Source organism: Microbulbifer bruguierae, assembly GCF_029869925.1.
GTDB lineage: Bacteria > Pseudomonadota > Gammaproteobacteria > Pseudomonadales > Cellvibrionaceae > Microbulbifer > Microbulbifer bruguierae.
Genome location: NZ_CP118605.1, coordinates 1,393,264 through 1,408,043 on the forward strand (window position 1 = coordinate 1,393,264; position 14,780 = coordinate 1,408,043).

A 14,780-nucleotide genomic window follows, 5' to 3' on the forward strand; every position below is an offset into this window, starting at 1 on the left:
CTCCCGCAGATCCGCGATCAATCAAATTGCCCTGCGAAGAAATCCTTGATCGCGCCTGCCGCTTCGCGCGCGCGATCCTCAAATGCGAGAAAATGCGGTATCAACGTCGACTCCCGCCACCACGGGTCCTCGTTCACTGGCGCCAGCGCCGGGGCGAAGATCAGCAGTGCCATTACAATGATGCAGCCGCGAAACAACCCGAACACCATACCCAACACCCGATCGGTCCCGGAAAGGCCGGTGGCCTCCACGAACGCAGACAGGGTCATATTCAGGCCGGCGCCGGCCAGCAGGGTAAAAATGAACAGGATGGCAAAGGCGGCTATGGCCTGCAGTGAAGGCGTATCGACGAGGTTGGAGAGCAACGGAGCCAACTGGTCACGGAACATCATTGCCACCACAAACGCCGCTACCCAGGTAAGCAGCGACAGGACTTCGCGCACGAAGCCTCGGCTCAAGCCGATCAGTGTGGAAATGGCGACAATTGCCAGGATGGTCCAGTCAGCCCAGTTCATTCAACCCTACCTGCTACGCGGCGTCGGCCGCGAAGAGCGCGCATTCTAACTTACCCACCCGGGCCAGTGAAGCAGTTCACCATCCTAACCGGAATTAGGAGGTAGTTTGCGCAGCGAAAGTCCGTTGCCAGGGGATGACCACCTAGCACAACATCGAGCCAGCGCGCGGGCAAACGAGGCATTAGCGGCGAGATCGTCAACCACCTCAGGAAATCAGGCCCGGTAACGCAGGATCAGGGTTTCGATGTTCAACAGCTTATCCAGCTCCTGCTTATCTGACTGGGCATCCCCGCGGCTCAGCTTGGGTCCGACGAAGACGCGCACCAGTGGGCCCTTGGGGGTATCCACAGAACGGGTATAGGCCCGAAACCCGGCATCCAACAGCTTGTTGCGCATCCGGTCGGCACTCGCCGCCTCCTTGTATGCCCCCACCTGCACGACCCAGCCTTCCGGCAGACCGCGCTCATCCAACTGGGTTTCCTCGGCGGGCAGCTGCAACGGCGACTCCGACGGCACCTTGGCAACCGGCTTGGCTTCGGCGGCGGGCTTGGCGGCCGCTACCGCAGGCTCAGTCACCGCTTCGGGTTCGGGAGATGGGCGTTCAGGAGCCGGGGACGCCTGCTCGACCAAATCCGGCTGGAACACTTCGTTGAGTGGCGGCGCCGGCTCGACATTCTCGACCGGCTGCGGCTCGGCAATAACAATGGGTTTGATATCCGGGGCGGCAGGAATCTGGCTGGTTACATCGATATAGCGGGCACTTTCCCGGTCAAACAGGCTGGGAAGGAAGATCACCGCCAGCGCCGCCAGCACCAGTGCACCGACAATGCGCTGCTTCACGCCGTCATCGATACGGCCCCTGCGGGCACCTCGGGAGGCACCACCCCGGGCAAATGCGTCAGAGTCGTTATTCCGACTGGCCATTCTGTTGTTCTCTCGTAAGCTGCAGCACCTCTGCAACGGTAAAGAAAGAACCGAAAACAAGCAACCTGTCACCGGCCTCCAACTGTGCGAGCGCAGCCTTTAGCTGTTGCGCCACCGGCGCTGCCGGGCCGGATATCTGCCCCTCGGGGACGCTCGCCGCAACCAATCCGGCGCGCAGCTGCTCGGCGCCGGCGGCGCGGGCGTTGCCGGGCAATAACGCCGGATACCAGCACGCAATTTCGCTCTCCAGGGGCTCGACCAGTCCGGCGAGATCCTTGTCCGCCATTACCGCCACCAGCGCCAGGGTGCGCCCTGAGACAGGATTGCGCCGCAGCCAATCCGCCAGATACTCCGCCGCTGCCGGGTTGTGCCCTACATCCAGTACCAGTTCCCGTCCCTGCCAGTGCAGCGACTGGCAACGACCGGGCATGCGCAGGTTTTCAAGAACCCGGCAAACCTGTTCCACCCCCGGCAGCGCCCCCGCCAGTCCCAGCGCGGTAATCGCCGCGGCCACACTGGGCTTTGGCAGGTGCAGCCCGGGCAGGCCCAGCGCCAGTTCGGGCTGCGCGTGCAATTGGTAATGGTTGTCCACCAGAGAGAACTGATGTCCGATGAAGTAGCTGTCGCATCCCAGCTTACTGGCAATATCCACCACCGATGCCGGGGGGTAAGGGTCGGCACAGACAAAGGTCTTTCCCGCCCTCAGGATGCCCGCTTTCTCACGCCCGATTACCTCCCGGTCACTGCCAAGCCAGGCCTCGTGATCCACCGCCACACTGGTGATAATCGCGATATCCGGATCCACCAGATTGACCGCATCCAGTCGCCCGCCCAGCCCCACTTCCAGCAGTGCAAACTCCACGTCCGCGCGCTTGAACAACCACAGTGCCGCCAGGGTGGTGAACTCGAAATAGGTCAGACTCACATCCCCGCGGGCCTGCTCCACCGCTTCCAGGGCCGCAATCAACTCCGCATCCGCAACCTCTTCCCCTCCGATCCGGATCCGTTCGTTGAAGCGCAGCAGATGTGGTGAACTGTAGGCGCCCACGCGGTGGTTGCCAGCAAGCAACAGGGCTTCCATGGAGCGCACACAACTGCCCTTGCCGTTGGTACCGGCAACGGTGATGACGCTGCGCGCGGGCGCCTGCACTTCGAGAACAGCGGCGACGGAGGCGACCCGCCCAAGCCCCAGTTCAATTTCGGTAGGGTGCAATTGTTCCAGGCGGGAAAGCCAGGATTGAAGATCGCGCATGAGTATCGTCTTGGATGGTGGGCGGTGTGGAAATATTAGTTGTTGGCGGGGGAGAGAGGTAACAGGACCCCGAAAACATCCGTGTTTTCCGGGGCCTGGCGTCACGGCTACTGCAACAAGCAGTACACCACGCGATCAATTGTTGCTGAGTTTACCCAGCAGGCGACTGACCGTGTTACGCATGTCGTGACGCGGAATAATCATATCGATGGCGCCGTGCTCCAGCAGGAATTCCGCACGCTGAAAGCCCTTGGGCAATTTCTGGCGAATAGTCTGCTCGATGATGTTGGGACCAGCGAAACCCGCGCGAGCGCCCGGCTCTGCGGCGTTAATATCGCCCAGCAACGCCAGTGACGCGGACACACCACCGTACACAGGGTCGGTCATGATGGAGATATAGGGCACGCCGGCCATACGCAGCTTTTCCAGCACCGCGGAAGTCTTGGCCATCTGCATCAGCGAGATCAGCGCTTCCTGCATGCGGGCGCCACCGGTTGCGGAGAAACAAACCAGCGGAATGCGCTCTTCCAGTGCCCGCTGCGCCGCACGGGTAAATTTCTCACCCACCACGTAGCCCATGGAGCCACCGTGGAATGCAAATTCAAACGCAACGGCCACCAGCGGCTTGCCTTCCAGCAGGCCCTGCATCGCAATCAACGCGTCTTTTTCGCCGGTGGCCTTTTGGGCCTGGGTAAGGCGATCCTTGTACTTTTTGACATCCTTGAATTTGAGGCGATCCACCGGCTCAACGTCCGTCGCCAGCTCTTCCCGGTGATCGACGTCCAGAAACATATCCAGGCGTTTGCGCGCGCCAATGCGGAAGTGGTGTTCGCACTTGGGACAAACTTCCAGGTTGCGCTCCAGCTCCGGCAGATACAGGGTCGCGTCACACTTGACGCATTTCTTCCACACCCCTTCCGGTACTTTGCTGGCGCCGGTGCGGCGCTCGGCGCGGATAACCGCGGGGACAATCTTTTCTAACCAGCTCATTCTGCTTCCAAAATCCGATAATCTGATGCTTGCTGAATTCGTTATTTGCCGGGACAGCGCGCCCAAACCATGAGGGCGGAGGATAAATGACCGGCAGCTCCAAAACCGAGAATTAAACCACTTTCAACATCAATTCATGTGGCCAGATAAGCCGCCAACAGGGCCTTTCTGGCCACACACCGATCGCAGTCTGCGGGCCGCTCAACTGTCCAGGGTGGCGCGCATCTCTCCGACCATGGCGCCAATACGGTCTTTCGCCGCGGCGCCATTCTCCGCCTCGCCAATGGCTGCCACCAGCACACTGCCCACTACCGCGCCGTCGCCATCGGCACTGACCGCTTTTGCAGAGGCGCCGTCCTTGATTCCGAAGCCCACACACAGTGGCAGGTCGGTGTGACGGCGAATGCGCACCAGGTTTTCCCGCACAGAGTTCAGGTCCAGATGTCCGGCACCGGTCACGCCCTTGAGGGAAACATAGTAGACAAAGCCACTGGCCAGCCGGGTAATCTCGGCAATACGCTGGTCGCTGGTGGTGGGGGTCAGCAGGAAGATATTGCGCAGGTCGCGCGCTTTCAACAGGTCGTTTAACGGCCCCGCTTCTTCCGCCGGCAGGTCCACGGTCAGGGCGCCGTCACCACCGGCTTCTTTCAGGTTGTCAGCAAAGACTTCTGCGCCCATTTTCTCAATGGGGTTGGCGTAGCCCATCAGGATTACCGGTGTTTCACTGTCGTTTTCACGGAACGCTTTCACCAGCGCCAGGCATTTGCGCAGCGAAGACTTCTGCTCCAGCGCGCGCTCGTGCCCTTTCTGGATGACCTGACCTTCCGCCATCGGGTCCGAGAAGGGTACGCCCAGCTCAATAAGGTCAGAGCCACTGGCCACCAGCTGGTGCATCAGCTCCAGGGTATTTTCCAGCCCTCCATCGCCGCCAACAATATAAGTCACCAGGGCCTTGCGGCCCTCACTGCGCAGCTTGGCAAAGCGGCGATCGATTCTATTTGTTTCGGTCACGATGCCACTCCTTAAACCTTGATGCCGTCGATGGCGGCGACGGTGAAAATATCCTTGTCACCGCGACCGGACAGGTTCACCACAATGTTCTGGTCCGGCTGCATGGACGCCGCAAGTTTCAGGCCGTAAGCCACTGCGTGACTGGATTCCAGCGCGGGAATGATGCCTTCCGTACGCGTCAGCTTGCGAAAGGCCGCGAGGGCTTCGTCATCGTTGATGGCAACGTAATTCACCCGACCAATGTCTTTCAGCCAGGCGTGTTCGGGACCGACTCCGGGATAGTCGAGGCCCGCGGATACGGAGTGGGTCTCAATGATTTGACCGTCTTCATCTTCCATCAGATAGGTGCGGTTGCCGTGCAGAATACCCGGCACACCGTCGTTCAGCGGCGCGGCGTGACGGCCGGTTTCGACACCGTCACCGCCGGCTTCGACGCCGTACATCTTCACTGACTCATCCCCCAGGAATGGGTGAAACAGACCGATCGCATTGGAGCCGCCGCCCACGCAAGCCACCAGTGCATCCGGCAGCTGACCGAATTGCTCGAGACTCTGACGACGGGCCTCGCGACCGATCACGGAATTGAAATCCCGCACCAGCTGCGGATAGGGGTGCGGCCCGGCAACAGTACCGATGATGTAGAAGGTGTCGTCTACATTGGTAACCCAGTCGCGCATGGCTTCGTTCATGGCGTCTTTCAGGGTCTTGGAGCCGGATTCCACCGGGATCACTTCCGCCCCCAGCAGTTTCATACGGTACACATTCGGAGACTGGCGTTTGACGTCTTCTGCGCCCATGTAAACCGCACACTCCAGGCCCAGACGCGCAGCAACAGTGGCCGTGGCCACACCGTGCTGGCCCGCACCGGTCTCGGCGATGACCCGGCGCTTGCCACTGTGTTTCGCCAACAGAGCCTGGCCCACAGTGTTATTTACCTTGTGCGCTCCGGTGTGATTCAGGTCTTCGCGCTTGAGCCAGATTCGCGCGCCACCGGCTTCCGCGGACAGACGCTCCGCCAGGTAAAGCGGTGACGGGCGCCCCACATAGTGCGCCAGGTCGTAATCGAACGCGCCTTGAAATTCCGGGTCATTTTTCAGCCGCTGATACATCTCCTGCAATTCGTCCAGGGCACTGATCAGGGTTTCTGATACAAAGCGGCCACCGAATTCACCAAAGTGCCCGCGCGCATCCGGGTAGGCGCCATAGTCGATAGGCGATGTGGGTTTACTCACTGCTCAAACTCCTTGTGTAAATTCTACTTTGCCGGCCCGCGCCGGTGCCGAAGGCGCACAGGCGCGGGCAGCACGAATAAATGCCTGCACCCTGCCGGCATCTTTGCGTCCGGGGGCCGCTTCCACCCCGCCACTGACATCCACCGCCTGTGGCTGCGCAACGGCGATAGCCTCAGCGACGTTATCCGGGGTCAGGCCGCCGGCAAGAATAATGTGTCGATTGGTGTTCTGTGGCACCCGCTGCCAATCGAAGGTATCGCCGGTACCACCGGGCACGCCCTTGCGATAGGCGTCCAGCAAAATACCCCGCGCATCCGGGTAGGCCGCCATGGCCTCCAGCGGGTCCAGCTCCGGTTTCATACGCAACGCTTTGATATAGGGGCGACGGAACTGGCGGCAATAGGGTGCGTTTTCACTGCCGTGAAATTGCAGCAGGTTGAGCGGCACCTGATCCAGTATCGCCTCCACCTCCTGTGGGTGTGCATCCACAAACAGTCCGGTGAGTACCGCGAAAGGCGATACCGCGCGGGCAATTTCCGCCGCCTGTTGCGGCGTCACACTGCGTGGACTGGGAGGATAGAACACCAGGCCCAGGGCATCCGCACCGGCATCTACCGCCAGCTCGGCGTCTTCAACACTTGTGATTCCGCAGATTTTTACGCGCATAATCCCTACACCGCAGTGACTGCCGGATCGGCAGGAGCCGCCATAAATCTCGGGCGCTGGCGGCAGAGAAATTCGGAGAGCCCGGGATACTAGCAGATCGGAGAGGCTGGCGAAACGCGCCAGTCAAACCGGCGTCGAGCCACCCTGCTTTTCCCGCAACATCGGGATGAAACCTAACGAATGGAAGCCAGTGGCACCGGTACCAATAGCGGGCCGGGCGTCACAACAGGCAGCTCGAATTCTTCCGGGTACTGCACATCCACGAGATACAGGCCATGAGGTGGTGCGGTAACACCGGCGGCAGTACGGTCCTTTGCTGCCAGCACCTCACCCACCCAGCCGGGCGCGCGGTCACCGCGCCCCACCGCCATCAGTACGCCAGCAATATTGCGCACCATGTGGTGCAGAAACGCCGTGGCGCTCACCTCCAGCACAATCAGCTGGCCCACACGACCGATATCCAGACGGGTCAACCGGCGCACCGGGGAGCGGGCCTGGCACTGGGATGCCCGGAAACTACTGAAATCGTGCTCGCCGATCAGATGCCGGGCGCCGGCACGCATACGATCGAGATCCAGATCGCGTTCAGTCCAGGTAACCTCACTGGCGGCCTGCGCCGAGCGTGTGGGCGCACTGTGGATCAGATAGCGGTAGGTGCGATTGCGTGCGGAAAAGCGCGCGTGGAACTGAGCGGGCACTTCCCGCGCCCAATGAACCCGCACATCAAAAGGCATCCCGGTATTGACCCCCTGTATCCAGGCCTTGGTCGGGCGCTGGACCCGGGTATCAAAATGGATCACTTGACCCGTGGCGTGTACACCCGCATCTGTGCGCCCGGCACACACCAGGGTTACCGGTTCCGCAGCCACTTTTGACAGTGCGTTCTCCAGGGTTTCCTGAACCGTCAGACGGTCATGCCGCTGTTTCTGGAAACCGCGCAGGCGGGTACCACAGTATTCCACGCCCAACGCGATTCTTCGCACCCCTTCCGGCAGTGACTCGCCCGCTGGCACCTCACCGTTGGGCTTGTATTCGTAAATCTTGCTCATCATGGGCCCGAATTTTACACCGGCTACAAAAAAAGAAGACCCCGCTAATGCGGGGTCAAAGTGTTGTTGCTGTAGATAGCAGAAAAAGTATTGTGATGGGGTCAGGTCATGCGCTCGAGCAGGTCTTTGGCGCGCTGCTGATGTTCGCCGGCCGCCTCGTCCACCACTTCACCGAGAATCTCGCGGGCGCCGTCTTTGTCCCCCATGTCCAGGTAAGCCTGCGCCAGCTCCAATTTAGTGCTGAATTCATCTGTGCCTTCCATCAGATTCAGCTCGGAGTTCAGGTCACCCTCGAGATCGAAGCCCAGGTCGTCTTCAAGTTCAGATTCTTCCGCGGAGGGCTCACTGGCCGGGGAAACTGAAGCCTCCGCCACCACCAGATCCAGATCATCTTCCAGCTCGAGGGCACCAGTTGTCGTCAGGCCTGCGTGCCCGACGTCGACAGATCCCAGCTCTGGCTCTGCGCCATCCAGCTCAAGATCACCCAGATCGATAGAATCCAGATCGAGGCCTTCGAGGTCGTTGCCGAAAGTATCCAGGTCGTCGCCGAAGGCATCCAGCTCGTCATCCGGCTCCCCATCTGCGTCGTCCATCGGTGTCAGGTCAAGGTCAAACTCCAGGCCGCCGGCCTGCTCAGGCTGGTCCGCTGCCGCACTCCCAATTGGTGCTGGTACAGACTGGGCAGGCTCGATGTCAAAATCAGAATCCAGATCCAGACCATCAAGGTTTTCCAGATCCAGCCCGCCATCGGCTACCAGATCCTCAAGTTCAAAATCGTCCGCCTCAGTGTCAGGTTCTGCGCTCAGCTCCAACTCCAGACCGGCGTCCTGCTCCAGGTCGAGCGAAAACTCTTCACCTTCAAGGTCAAGGGTTAACTCGTCTTCCGCAGAGTCGCCCATTCCGGGCTCCCCTTCCAGATCCAGTCCGCTGTCGAGACCCATTTCGAGGTCATCATCGAGATCCAACTCAAGATCAAATTCGTCTTGCTCGGCGGAATCCTGCCCACCGAGGCTTTCACCTTCGAGGTCGAAGGAGCCATCAGCGAGATCAAGAGAGCCATCAGCGAGATCAAGAGACCCATCAGCGAGATCAAGAGACCCATCAGCAGAGCCGAAAGAGTCATCCGCCAGATCCAGACCTTCCAACAAGCCAAAATCATCGTCATCGGTTTCGTCGGCCGGTACTTCCGCCTTCACTGAGGCGAATTCGTCCAGATCTTCAAAACTGGCTTCTGCATCGAAGTCCGCCCCCAGATCATCGAGCTGGGCCGCCTCGAGGGACTCACTGGAAAAGTCCATCTCAGGCGCAACAAAAGGACCGATGCCAGCAATACTTTCACGCAGGCGCGCTGCGCGATCCGCCACAGGGCCATCGTTGTAGGTCAACAGCTGGCGGTAGTGATCGTCAAACTGCTCCGGACTCTGCTGCTGGGCATAGACCTCCAGCAACATCAGGCGCGCGTCGATATTTTCCGGCGCGGCCTTAAGACCGGTCAGCAATTTGGCTTCGGCTTCCTGATACTGGCCAAGCGAGAGATGAATCTCGGCTTCCGCCACCGGGTCATCGGTTTGAATTTCACCCAGCTCATCCAGGTCGAAGTTTTCGCTGGCTTCCAGCTCCTCAACCGCCGCCAGAGAATCGTCCTCGGAAAACAGCTCCGAATCTTCCGCCAGCCCCGGCTCCATAGCCATTTCCGCTTCCACCTGGCGAATGGCTTCCTCTTCTTCCTTGCGGCGACGCCAGGTAAAGAAACCGGCCAGGGCAATAACCAGCGCGCCAGCACCAATGCCGAACAGCTGGATATTTTCCATCAGGCGCTCAACCAGCGTCGGCTCCTGAACAGTTTGCACCACCACCCGGTTGCGGGCGTCGTCATCTTCCGGAGCCACCTCGGTCGCCTCCGGCTCGGCAGCAATCACAGGTGCGGAGTCAACGGTTTCCGCCTCAGATTGCAACTGCTCGCCCAGAGCCGCTTCCGATTCGCTGGCGACGTCGTCTTCTATCGCGACCCCGTCGACACCTCCATCGATACCCTCGTCCTGCGCGGTTTGCTCAGCTGCCGCCTGCACCGCACGCATTTCCTCACTGGAGACCTCTACCATGCGCTCCATGGTGTCGATCTGCTCATTGAGCTCACCAATACGCTCCTGCAGCTCGGCATTTTCCAGGCGGGACTTATCGAGCTCCTCTTCGCTAACTGCGAGCTCCCCTTGCAGGGCTTCGCTCTCGCCGGTACCACTGCCGGAACCGGACAGCACGGATTCGTTATCCCCCGGAGCAGCCAGGGAAACACGCCCTTCGAGCACGTCGCTTTCAACGCTTTCCTCTACCACAGCGCGGCCATCCAGGGCTGCACCAGTGACCTCGGCAGAGCCCACACGGTCTCGCCAAGCATCGTTCTGAGTGGCGACCTGGGATACCGCTTCGGTCAAGGTCAGAGTCCGCACCTCTTCCGCAGTGGGCAGTCGCAGCACAGCGCCTTTTTTCAACAAATTGATATTGTTGTTGATGAAGGCTTCCGGATTCAGGCGCTGAATCGCCAGCATGGTCTGCTGCACGGACATGGAGCGGTTTTCACGGCTGTCGCGGGCAATTTCCCAAAGGGTTTTGTTGGCCTCCACAGGACCATATACACGACTGCCGGACGCTGCAGAGGTTTCAACCGGGGTTTCCACGGTCAGTTCGGCAGGCTCTTCGTACAGCGGCTGTTGAGGCTCGGCGGCTACAGTCTCGGACACCGCGCCGGCGGACTCTTCGAACTCAGGAACCTGTTGTTCTATCGGCGCCGGAACCGGTGGCTGCACTTCCTGTTGCACGGGGCGCTGGATCGGCTGCTGCACCGGGATATCACGGCGGACCTGCTGGCGCTCGCGCTCGGCGGCACGCACCGGCTGGGATGCGGTATTGGTGGAGAATGCGGGGAGATCCATTAGCAACGTGTATTCGCGCAACAGGCGACCACTGGGCCAACGGGTCTCTACCAGGAAATTCAGGAAGGGTTCGCGAATCGGATTGCGACTGGAAATACGAACAACCGGCTGGCCACTGGAATAATCCACGGTGAAGCGCAGCTCGTCGAGCAGATAGGATCGATCGACACCGGCGCGCTCGAAATCCTCAGTGCTAGCGAGGCGAACCTTGATCTCATTTTCGCCAAGGCCGCGGGTTTGCAGCAGTTTGATTTCCGCATTGAGAGGCTGATTGAGGGTGGAGTTCAGTTTGACCTCCCCCAGACCCAGCGCCAGAGCCGCGTTGCCACCCAGTGCGCTGACCAGACCTACCGCAAGTGCCAGCTTTTGCACACGCATATCCGATTCCCTTTATTGTTAGAATCATGCCGGAATCTGCTCAAAATTCACCCCAAAGGTCGAAAACAGAAACCAGACTGCGCAGAAATCCTGCACAATATTTAACCAATAAAGCCAGTATTCAGGCAACTGGCTTTACTCTCCGGCGAAAAATTCGCCCCCCATTTAACTCAGCGTCGCTCAGTTTCTCCAATGCACTCGAACAGCACCCCCAAAAGGTACGGCCACTTCCTGGCCACACACGAGCGAGTCAAAGTTAAGAAGAAACCTTCAGAATCGCCGCTAAGTATTAAATATCAATGGTTTTTTAGCAACAAGTGGACAATCTGTACACAATTAATTGCGACATCCTTCCGCAGATTGTCTGATACCGCACAAAAATTGAACTGACCTGGTTTGATCAGCCCGCTGCGCAAGCGTCCCACCAGGGTATTTTCACTGCCTACCGCATCCTGAGCCGACGGACGCTCCCGCATTTGCAGGCGGGCACCATTGCGCAACAGGCCGCGCACCGTTTCCAGATCGGCGTCGTCATCCAGTTGCACACTGATGTTGGCCAGCTGTCCGTGGAATACGGATGCCGTATTAATGGTGGCATCCAGGCCAATATCGTCACCCAACAGGCGGCGCAGCTCGAGCACCAGTGCCAGCTCACCAAAACTGTGGCCGCTCTCAAGCAGTGCTTCCGCGGAGCTCAGGTGATTGAACGCGAGGCGCTGCCCGGTAGTTTCATCCACTTCCGGCTCCTGGCCATTGAACAGCCTTGCGGTCTGCGCCGCGGTTGCGTCCACACAGCTTTTTCCCAACGCGGACACCGGCTGGTTCAGAACCACTTCAACGGATTGCAGGCGAGATTTCAGCGGAAACAACGCCTCTGCCAGCATCGCTGCGCCCGCCGCCGGCACCGCCACCACCTTGCGCTCGACACTCTGCAATTGCGCCGCATTCAACAACGGATGTATCAGCGCCACCGTTTCGTCACCCCGTGTGATCCCCGCCGCGTCCACAACCCAGGCACCAGCATCTTCAGCTTTGTTCAACGCGGCCTTGGCGGTGTCGTCACTGGTCAGAAGCAACAGCACCTGGTCGGCACTAAACGCAAAATCCTTTATTGGCTGCACCGCAATACTGCGATTGGCGAACACCTGAGGGTCGGCCTCGGATTCGTCGGCGATCACCAACTTCAATTCAGCGGGGGTTACTGTCTTACGCTCTTCAAGGATTTCCAGCAACGCGTCAAAGGGCGCACTGCCAACACCGACGATCACCAATTCCCGGGTGGACTCTGTCATATCTGTACTCACGTCTCGATTTGTCCGCTTTTACGCCAATTCGGCGATAAATTCGGCAGCCTAAAAATGCGGGGGGATTATACTCGCGGAGAGGACGGGGGGAAGCCGCCCCTAAGGAAAGGGGGCGGCGAAATGGACACTTGCAGATACCCTTGCAGGCACTAAATATCGCGAGACACCATGAAAAATCGCGATCTGCGGGCGCCGCCAGGCGCACACACAGTAGATTTCACGGGGCTTACAGTTTGCCCAGCAGGATCAACAATACACGGCGCAGAGGCTCCGCAGCGCCCCACAACAACTGGTCTCCCACGGTGAACGCGTTCAGATATTCACCGCCCATACTCAGTTTACGCAGGCGACCTACCGGAATATCCAGTTTGCCAGTCACCGCAGTCGGTGTCAGTTCCTGCAGAGTTACAGGACGATCGTTTGGTACCACTTTCACCCAATCGTTGGCGGAGCCGATCAGCTGCTCGATTTCCGCCAGCGGTACATCTTTCTTCAGCTTGACCGTGAAGGCCTGGCTGTGACAGCGCATGGCGCCGATACGTACACAGGTACCGTCAACCGGTACCGTAGCACTGGTACCGAGAATCTTGTTGGCTTCCACCTGGGCCTTCCACTCTTCACGGCTCTGGCCGGATTCCAGCTGGGTATCAATCCAGGGCAACAGGCTACCGGCCAGCGGTGCCCCAAACTCGGCAGTCGGGAAGTCACCACTGCGCATGTTCTCGACCACCTTGCGATCAATATCTAGAATCGCGCTGGCTGGATCCGCCAGCTCCGCGGCTACGCCGTCACGGATGCTGCCCATCTGGGAAATCAGCTCGCGCATATTTTTGGCGCCGGCGCCGCTGGCAGCCTGATAGGTCATGGCGGTGATCCACTCAACCAGACCCGCCTTGAACAGGCCACCCAGACCCATCAGCATCAGGCTCACGGTACAGTTACCGCCGATATAGTTTTTCACGCCGGATTCGATGCCGCGGTCGATCACGTCGCGGTTCACCGGATCCAGCACGATGATGGCATCGTCGTTCATGCGCAGGCTGGAAGCGGCGTCAATCCAGTAGCCATTCCAACCTTTCTCACGCAGTTTGCCGAATACTTCCTTCGTATAGTCACCGCCCTGACAGCTGACGATAGCGTCCAGCTCGGCCAGTGCATCCAGATCGTAGGCGTCTTTCAGCGGCGCAACGTCCTTGCCAATCTCCGGCGCTTTACCGCCGGCGTTGGACGTGGAGAAAAATACCGGCTCGGCGATGTGCGCGAAGTCGTTTTCTTCCAGCATGCGACCCATCAAAACGGAGCCGACCATACCGCGCCAGCCTACGAATCCTACCTTGTTCATTTCTTTACCTTGTTGAATCTGTTTGTTTCTGGATCCCGGAGCGGCCGCGCCACTTTTATAAAGAAACCGGGATGACGTAACGACTAAACCGCAGACAATTAGAAAGCGGCCACCACTGCTGCGCCCATTTCTGCGGTGGAAACTTTCTTGGTGCCTTCCGTGTAGATATCCGCCGTGCGCAGTCCCTGATCCAATACCTTACTGACCGCTGCTTCGATGGCATCTGCCGCTTCCCCCAAATCCAGGGAATAGCGCAACATCATGGCCGCGGACAAAATCGTGGCCAGCGGGTTCGCAATACCCTGACCGGCGATGTCCGGCGCACTGCCGTGGCAGGGTTCGTACAAGCCAAAGCCTTTTTCATTCAGCGATGCGGACGGCAGCATACCGATGGAGCCGGTGAGCATAGCGGCAGCGTCGGACAGAATGTCGCCGAACATATTGCCGGTCACCATCACATCGAACTGCTTGGGCGCGCGCACCAGCTGCATGGCTGCGTTGTCGACATACATATGGGACAACTCTACATCCGGGTATTCCGGAGCCAGGCGGTCCAGTACTTCGCGCCACAGCACGGTCACTTCCAGCACATTGGCCTTGTCCACGGAGCACAGTTTGCCGCCGCGCTTCTGTGCCGCTTCAAACGCGGTGCGGGCGATACGCTCAATCTCAGACTCTTTATAGACGTAGGTGTTGTAGCCCTGCTTCTCGCCATTCTCAAGGGTCTTGATGCCGCGGGGCTCACCGAAGTAAATACCGCCGGTGAGCTCGCGTACAATGAGAATATCCAGGCCAGAAACCACTTCCGGCTTCAGGGAGGAGGCCGCGGCCAGCTGCGGATAGAGAATGGCCGGACGCAGGTTGGCGTAGAGGCCGAGACCGCTGCGAATTTTCAGCAGGCCCTTTTCCGGGCGGATGGCGCGATCCAGGGTATCCCACTTGGGACCACCAACCGCACCCAGCAGCACCGCATCGCACTCGCCAGCTTTGGCCAGCTCCGCATCTGTCAGCGGTTCGCCATGGGCATCGATGGAAGCACCACCGATCAGGCCTTCGGTAAATTCCAGGTTCAGGTTGAATTTTTCATCGGCAACTTTCAGTACCGCAACCGCCTGTTCAACAATTTCCGGGCCAATACCATCGCCCGGAAGGATCAGGATTTTCTTGCTCATTGTTCTTCCAATTAT

General features: G+C 59.3%; 12 protein-coding genes. All 12 read right to left on the reverse strand.

The window, feature by feature from the left end; genetic code table 11:
- Window positions 1-17: 17 nt before the first annotated feature.
- The 12 genes from PVT68_RS05935 to leuB all read right to left on the reverse strand — a co-directional run bounded on the left by PVT68_RS05935 (window position 18) and on the right by leuB (window position 14,765).
- Window positions 18-515 carry a CvpA family protein gene (locus PVT68_RS05935; RefSeq protein WP_280321744.1) on the reverse strand — a complete coding sequence of 166 codons (498 nt, stop codon included), beginning with the start codon at window positions 513-515 and terminating at the stop codon, window positions 18-20.
- Between the two features lie 213 nt (window positions 516-728).
- Window positions 729-1,439 carry an SPOR domain-containing protein gene (locus PVT68_RS05940; RefSeq protein WP_280321745.1) on the reverse strand — a complete coding sequence of 237 codons (711 nt, stop codon included), beginning with the start codon at window positions 1,437-1,439 and terminating at the stop codon, window positions 729-731.
- Entirely contained in the window at window positions 1,423-2,691 is a 1,269-nt protein-coding gene (gene folC / locus PVT68_RS05945; protein WP_280321746.1) for a bifunctional tetrahydrofolate synthase/dihydrofolate synthase, read from the reverse strand. The genes PVT68_RS05940 and folC overlap by 17 nt, the downstream gene beginning before the upstream one ends.
- 135 nt (window positions 2,692-2,826) lie before the next feature.
- Window positions 2,827-3,681: an acetyl-CoA carboxylase, carboxyltransferase subunit beta gene (gene accD, locus PVT68_RS05950; protein WP_280321747.1), complete on the reverse strand. Its 855-nt coding sequence runs from the start codon at window positions 3,679-3,681 to the stop codon at window positions 2,827-2,829.
- Window positions 3,682-3,882: 201 nt separating this feature from the next.
- Complete coding sequence (trpA, locus tag PVT68_RS05955; protein ID WP_280322475.1) at window positions 3,883-4,695, reverse strand: tryptophan synthase subunit alpha; 813 nt, start codon at window positions 4,693-4,695, stop codon at window positions 3,883-3,885.
- An 8-nt stretch (window positions 4,696-4,703) separates the two neighbouring features.
- Complete coding sequence (trpB, locus tag PVT68_RS05960) at window positions 4,704-5,924, reverse strand: tryptophan synthase subunit beta (protein ID WP_280321748.1); 1,221 nt, start codon at window positions 5,922-5,924, stop codon at window positions 4,704-4,706.
- Between the two features lie 3 nt (window positions 5,925-5,927).
- A complete protein-coding gene (locus PVT68_RS05965) occupies window positions 5,928-6,590 on the reverse strand; it encodes a phosphoribosylanthranilate isomerase (RefSeq protein WP_280321749.1) in 663 nt (220 codons plus the stop codon).
- 173 nt (window positions 6,591-6,763) lie between these two features.
- Window positions 6,764-7,642, reverse strand: a complete 879-nt coding sequence (truA, locus tag PVT68_RS05970; RefSeq protein ID WP_280321750.1) for a tRNA pseudouridine(38-40) synthase TruA — start codon at window positions 7,640-7,642, stop codon at window positions 6,764-6,766.
- Between the two features lie 98 nt (window positions 7,643-7,740).
- On the reverse strand, window positions 7,741-10,947 hold the full coding sequence (locus PVT68_RS05975; protein WP_280321751.1) for a FimV/HubP family polar landmark protein: 3,207 nt from the start codon (window positions 10,945-10,947) through the stop codon (window positions 7,741-7,743).
- A gap of 296 nt (window positions 10,948-11,243) precedes the next feature.
- Complete coding sequence (locus PVT68_RS05980; RefSeq protein WP_280321752.1) at window positions 11,244-12,239, reverse strand: Asd/ArgC dimerization domain-containing protein; 996 nt, start codon at window positions 12,237-12,239, stop codon at window positions 11,244-11,246.
- 238 nt (window positions 12,240-12,477) lie between these two features.
- Complete coding sequence (gene asd, locus PVT68_RS05985) at window positions 12,478-13,593, reverse strand: aspartate-semialdehyde dehydrogenase (protein ID WP_280321753.1); 1,116 nt, start codon at window positions 13,591-13,593, stop codon at window positions 12,478-12,480.
- A gap of 98 nt (window positions 13,594-13,691) precedes the next feature.
- Window positions 13,692-14,765, reverse strand: a complete 1,074-nt coding sequence (leuB, locus tag PVT68_RS05990) for a 3-isopropylmalate dehydrogenase (RefSeq protein ID WP_280321754.1) — start codon at window positions 14,763-14,765, stop codon at window positions 13,692-13,694.
- Window positions 14,766-14,780 lie beyond the last annotated feature (15 nt).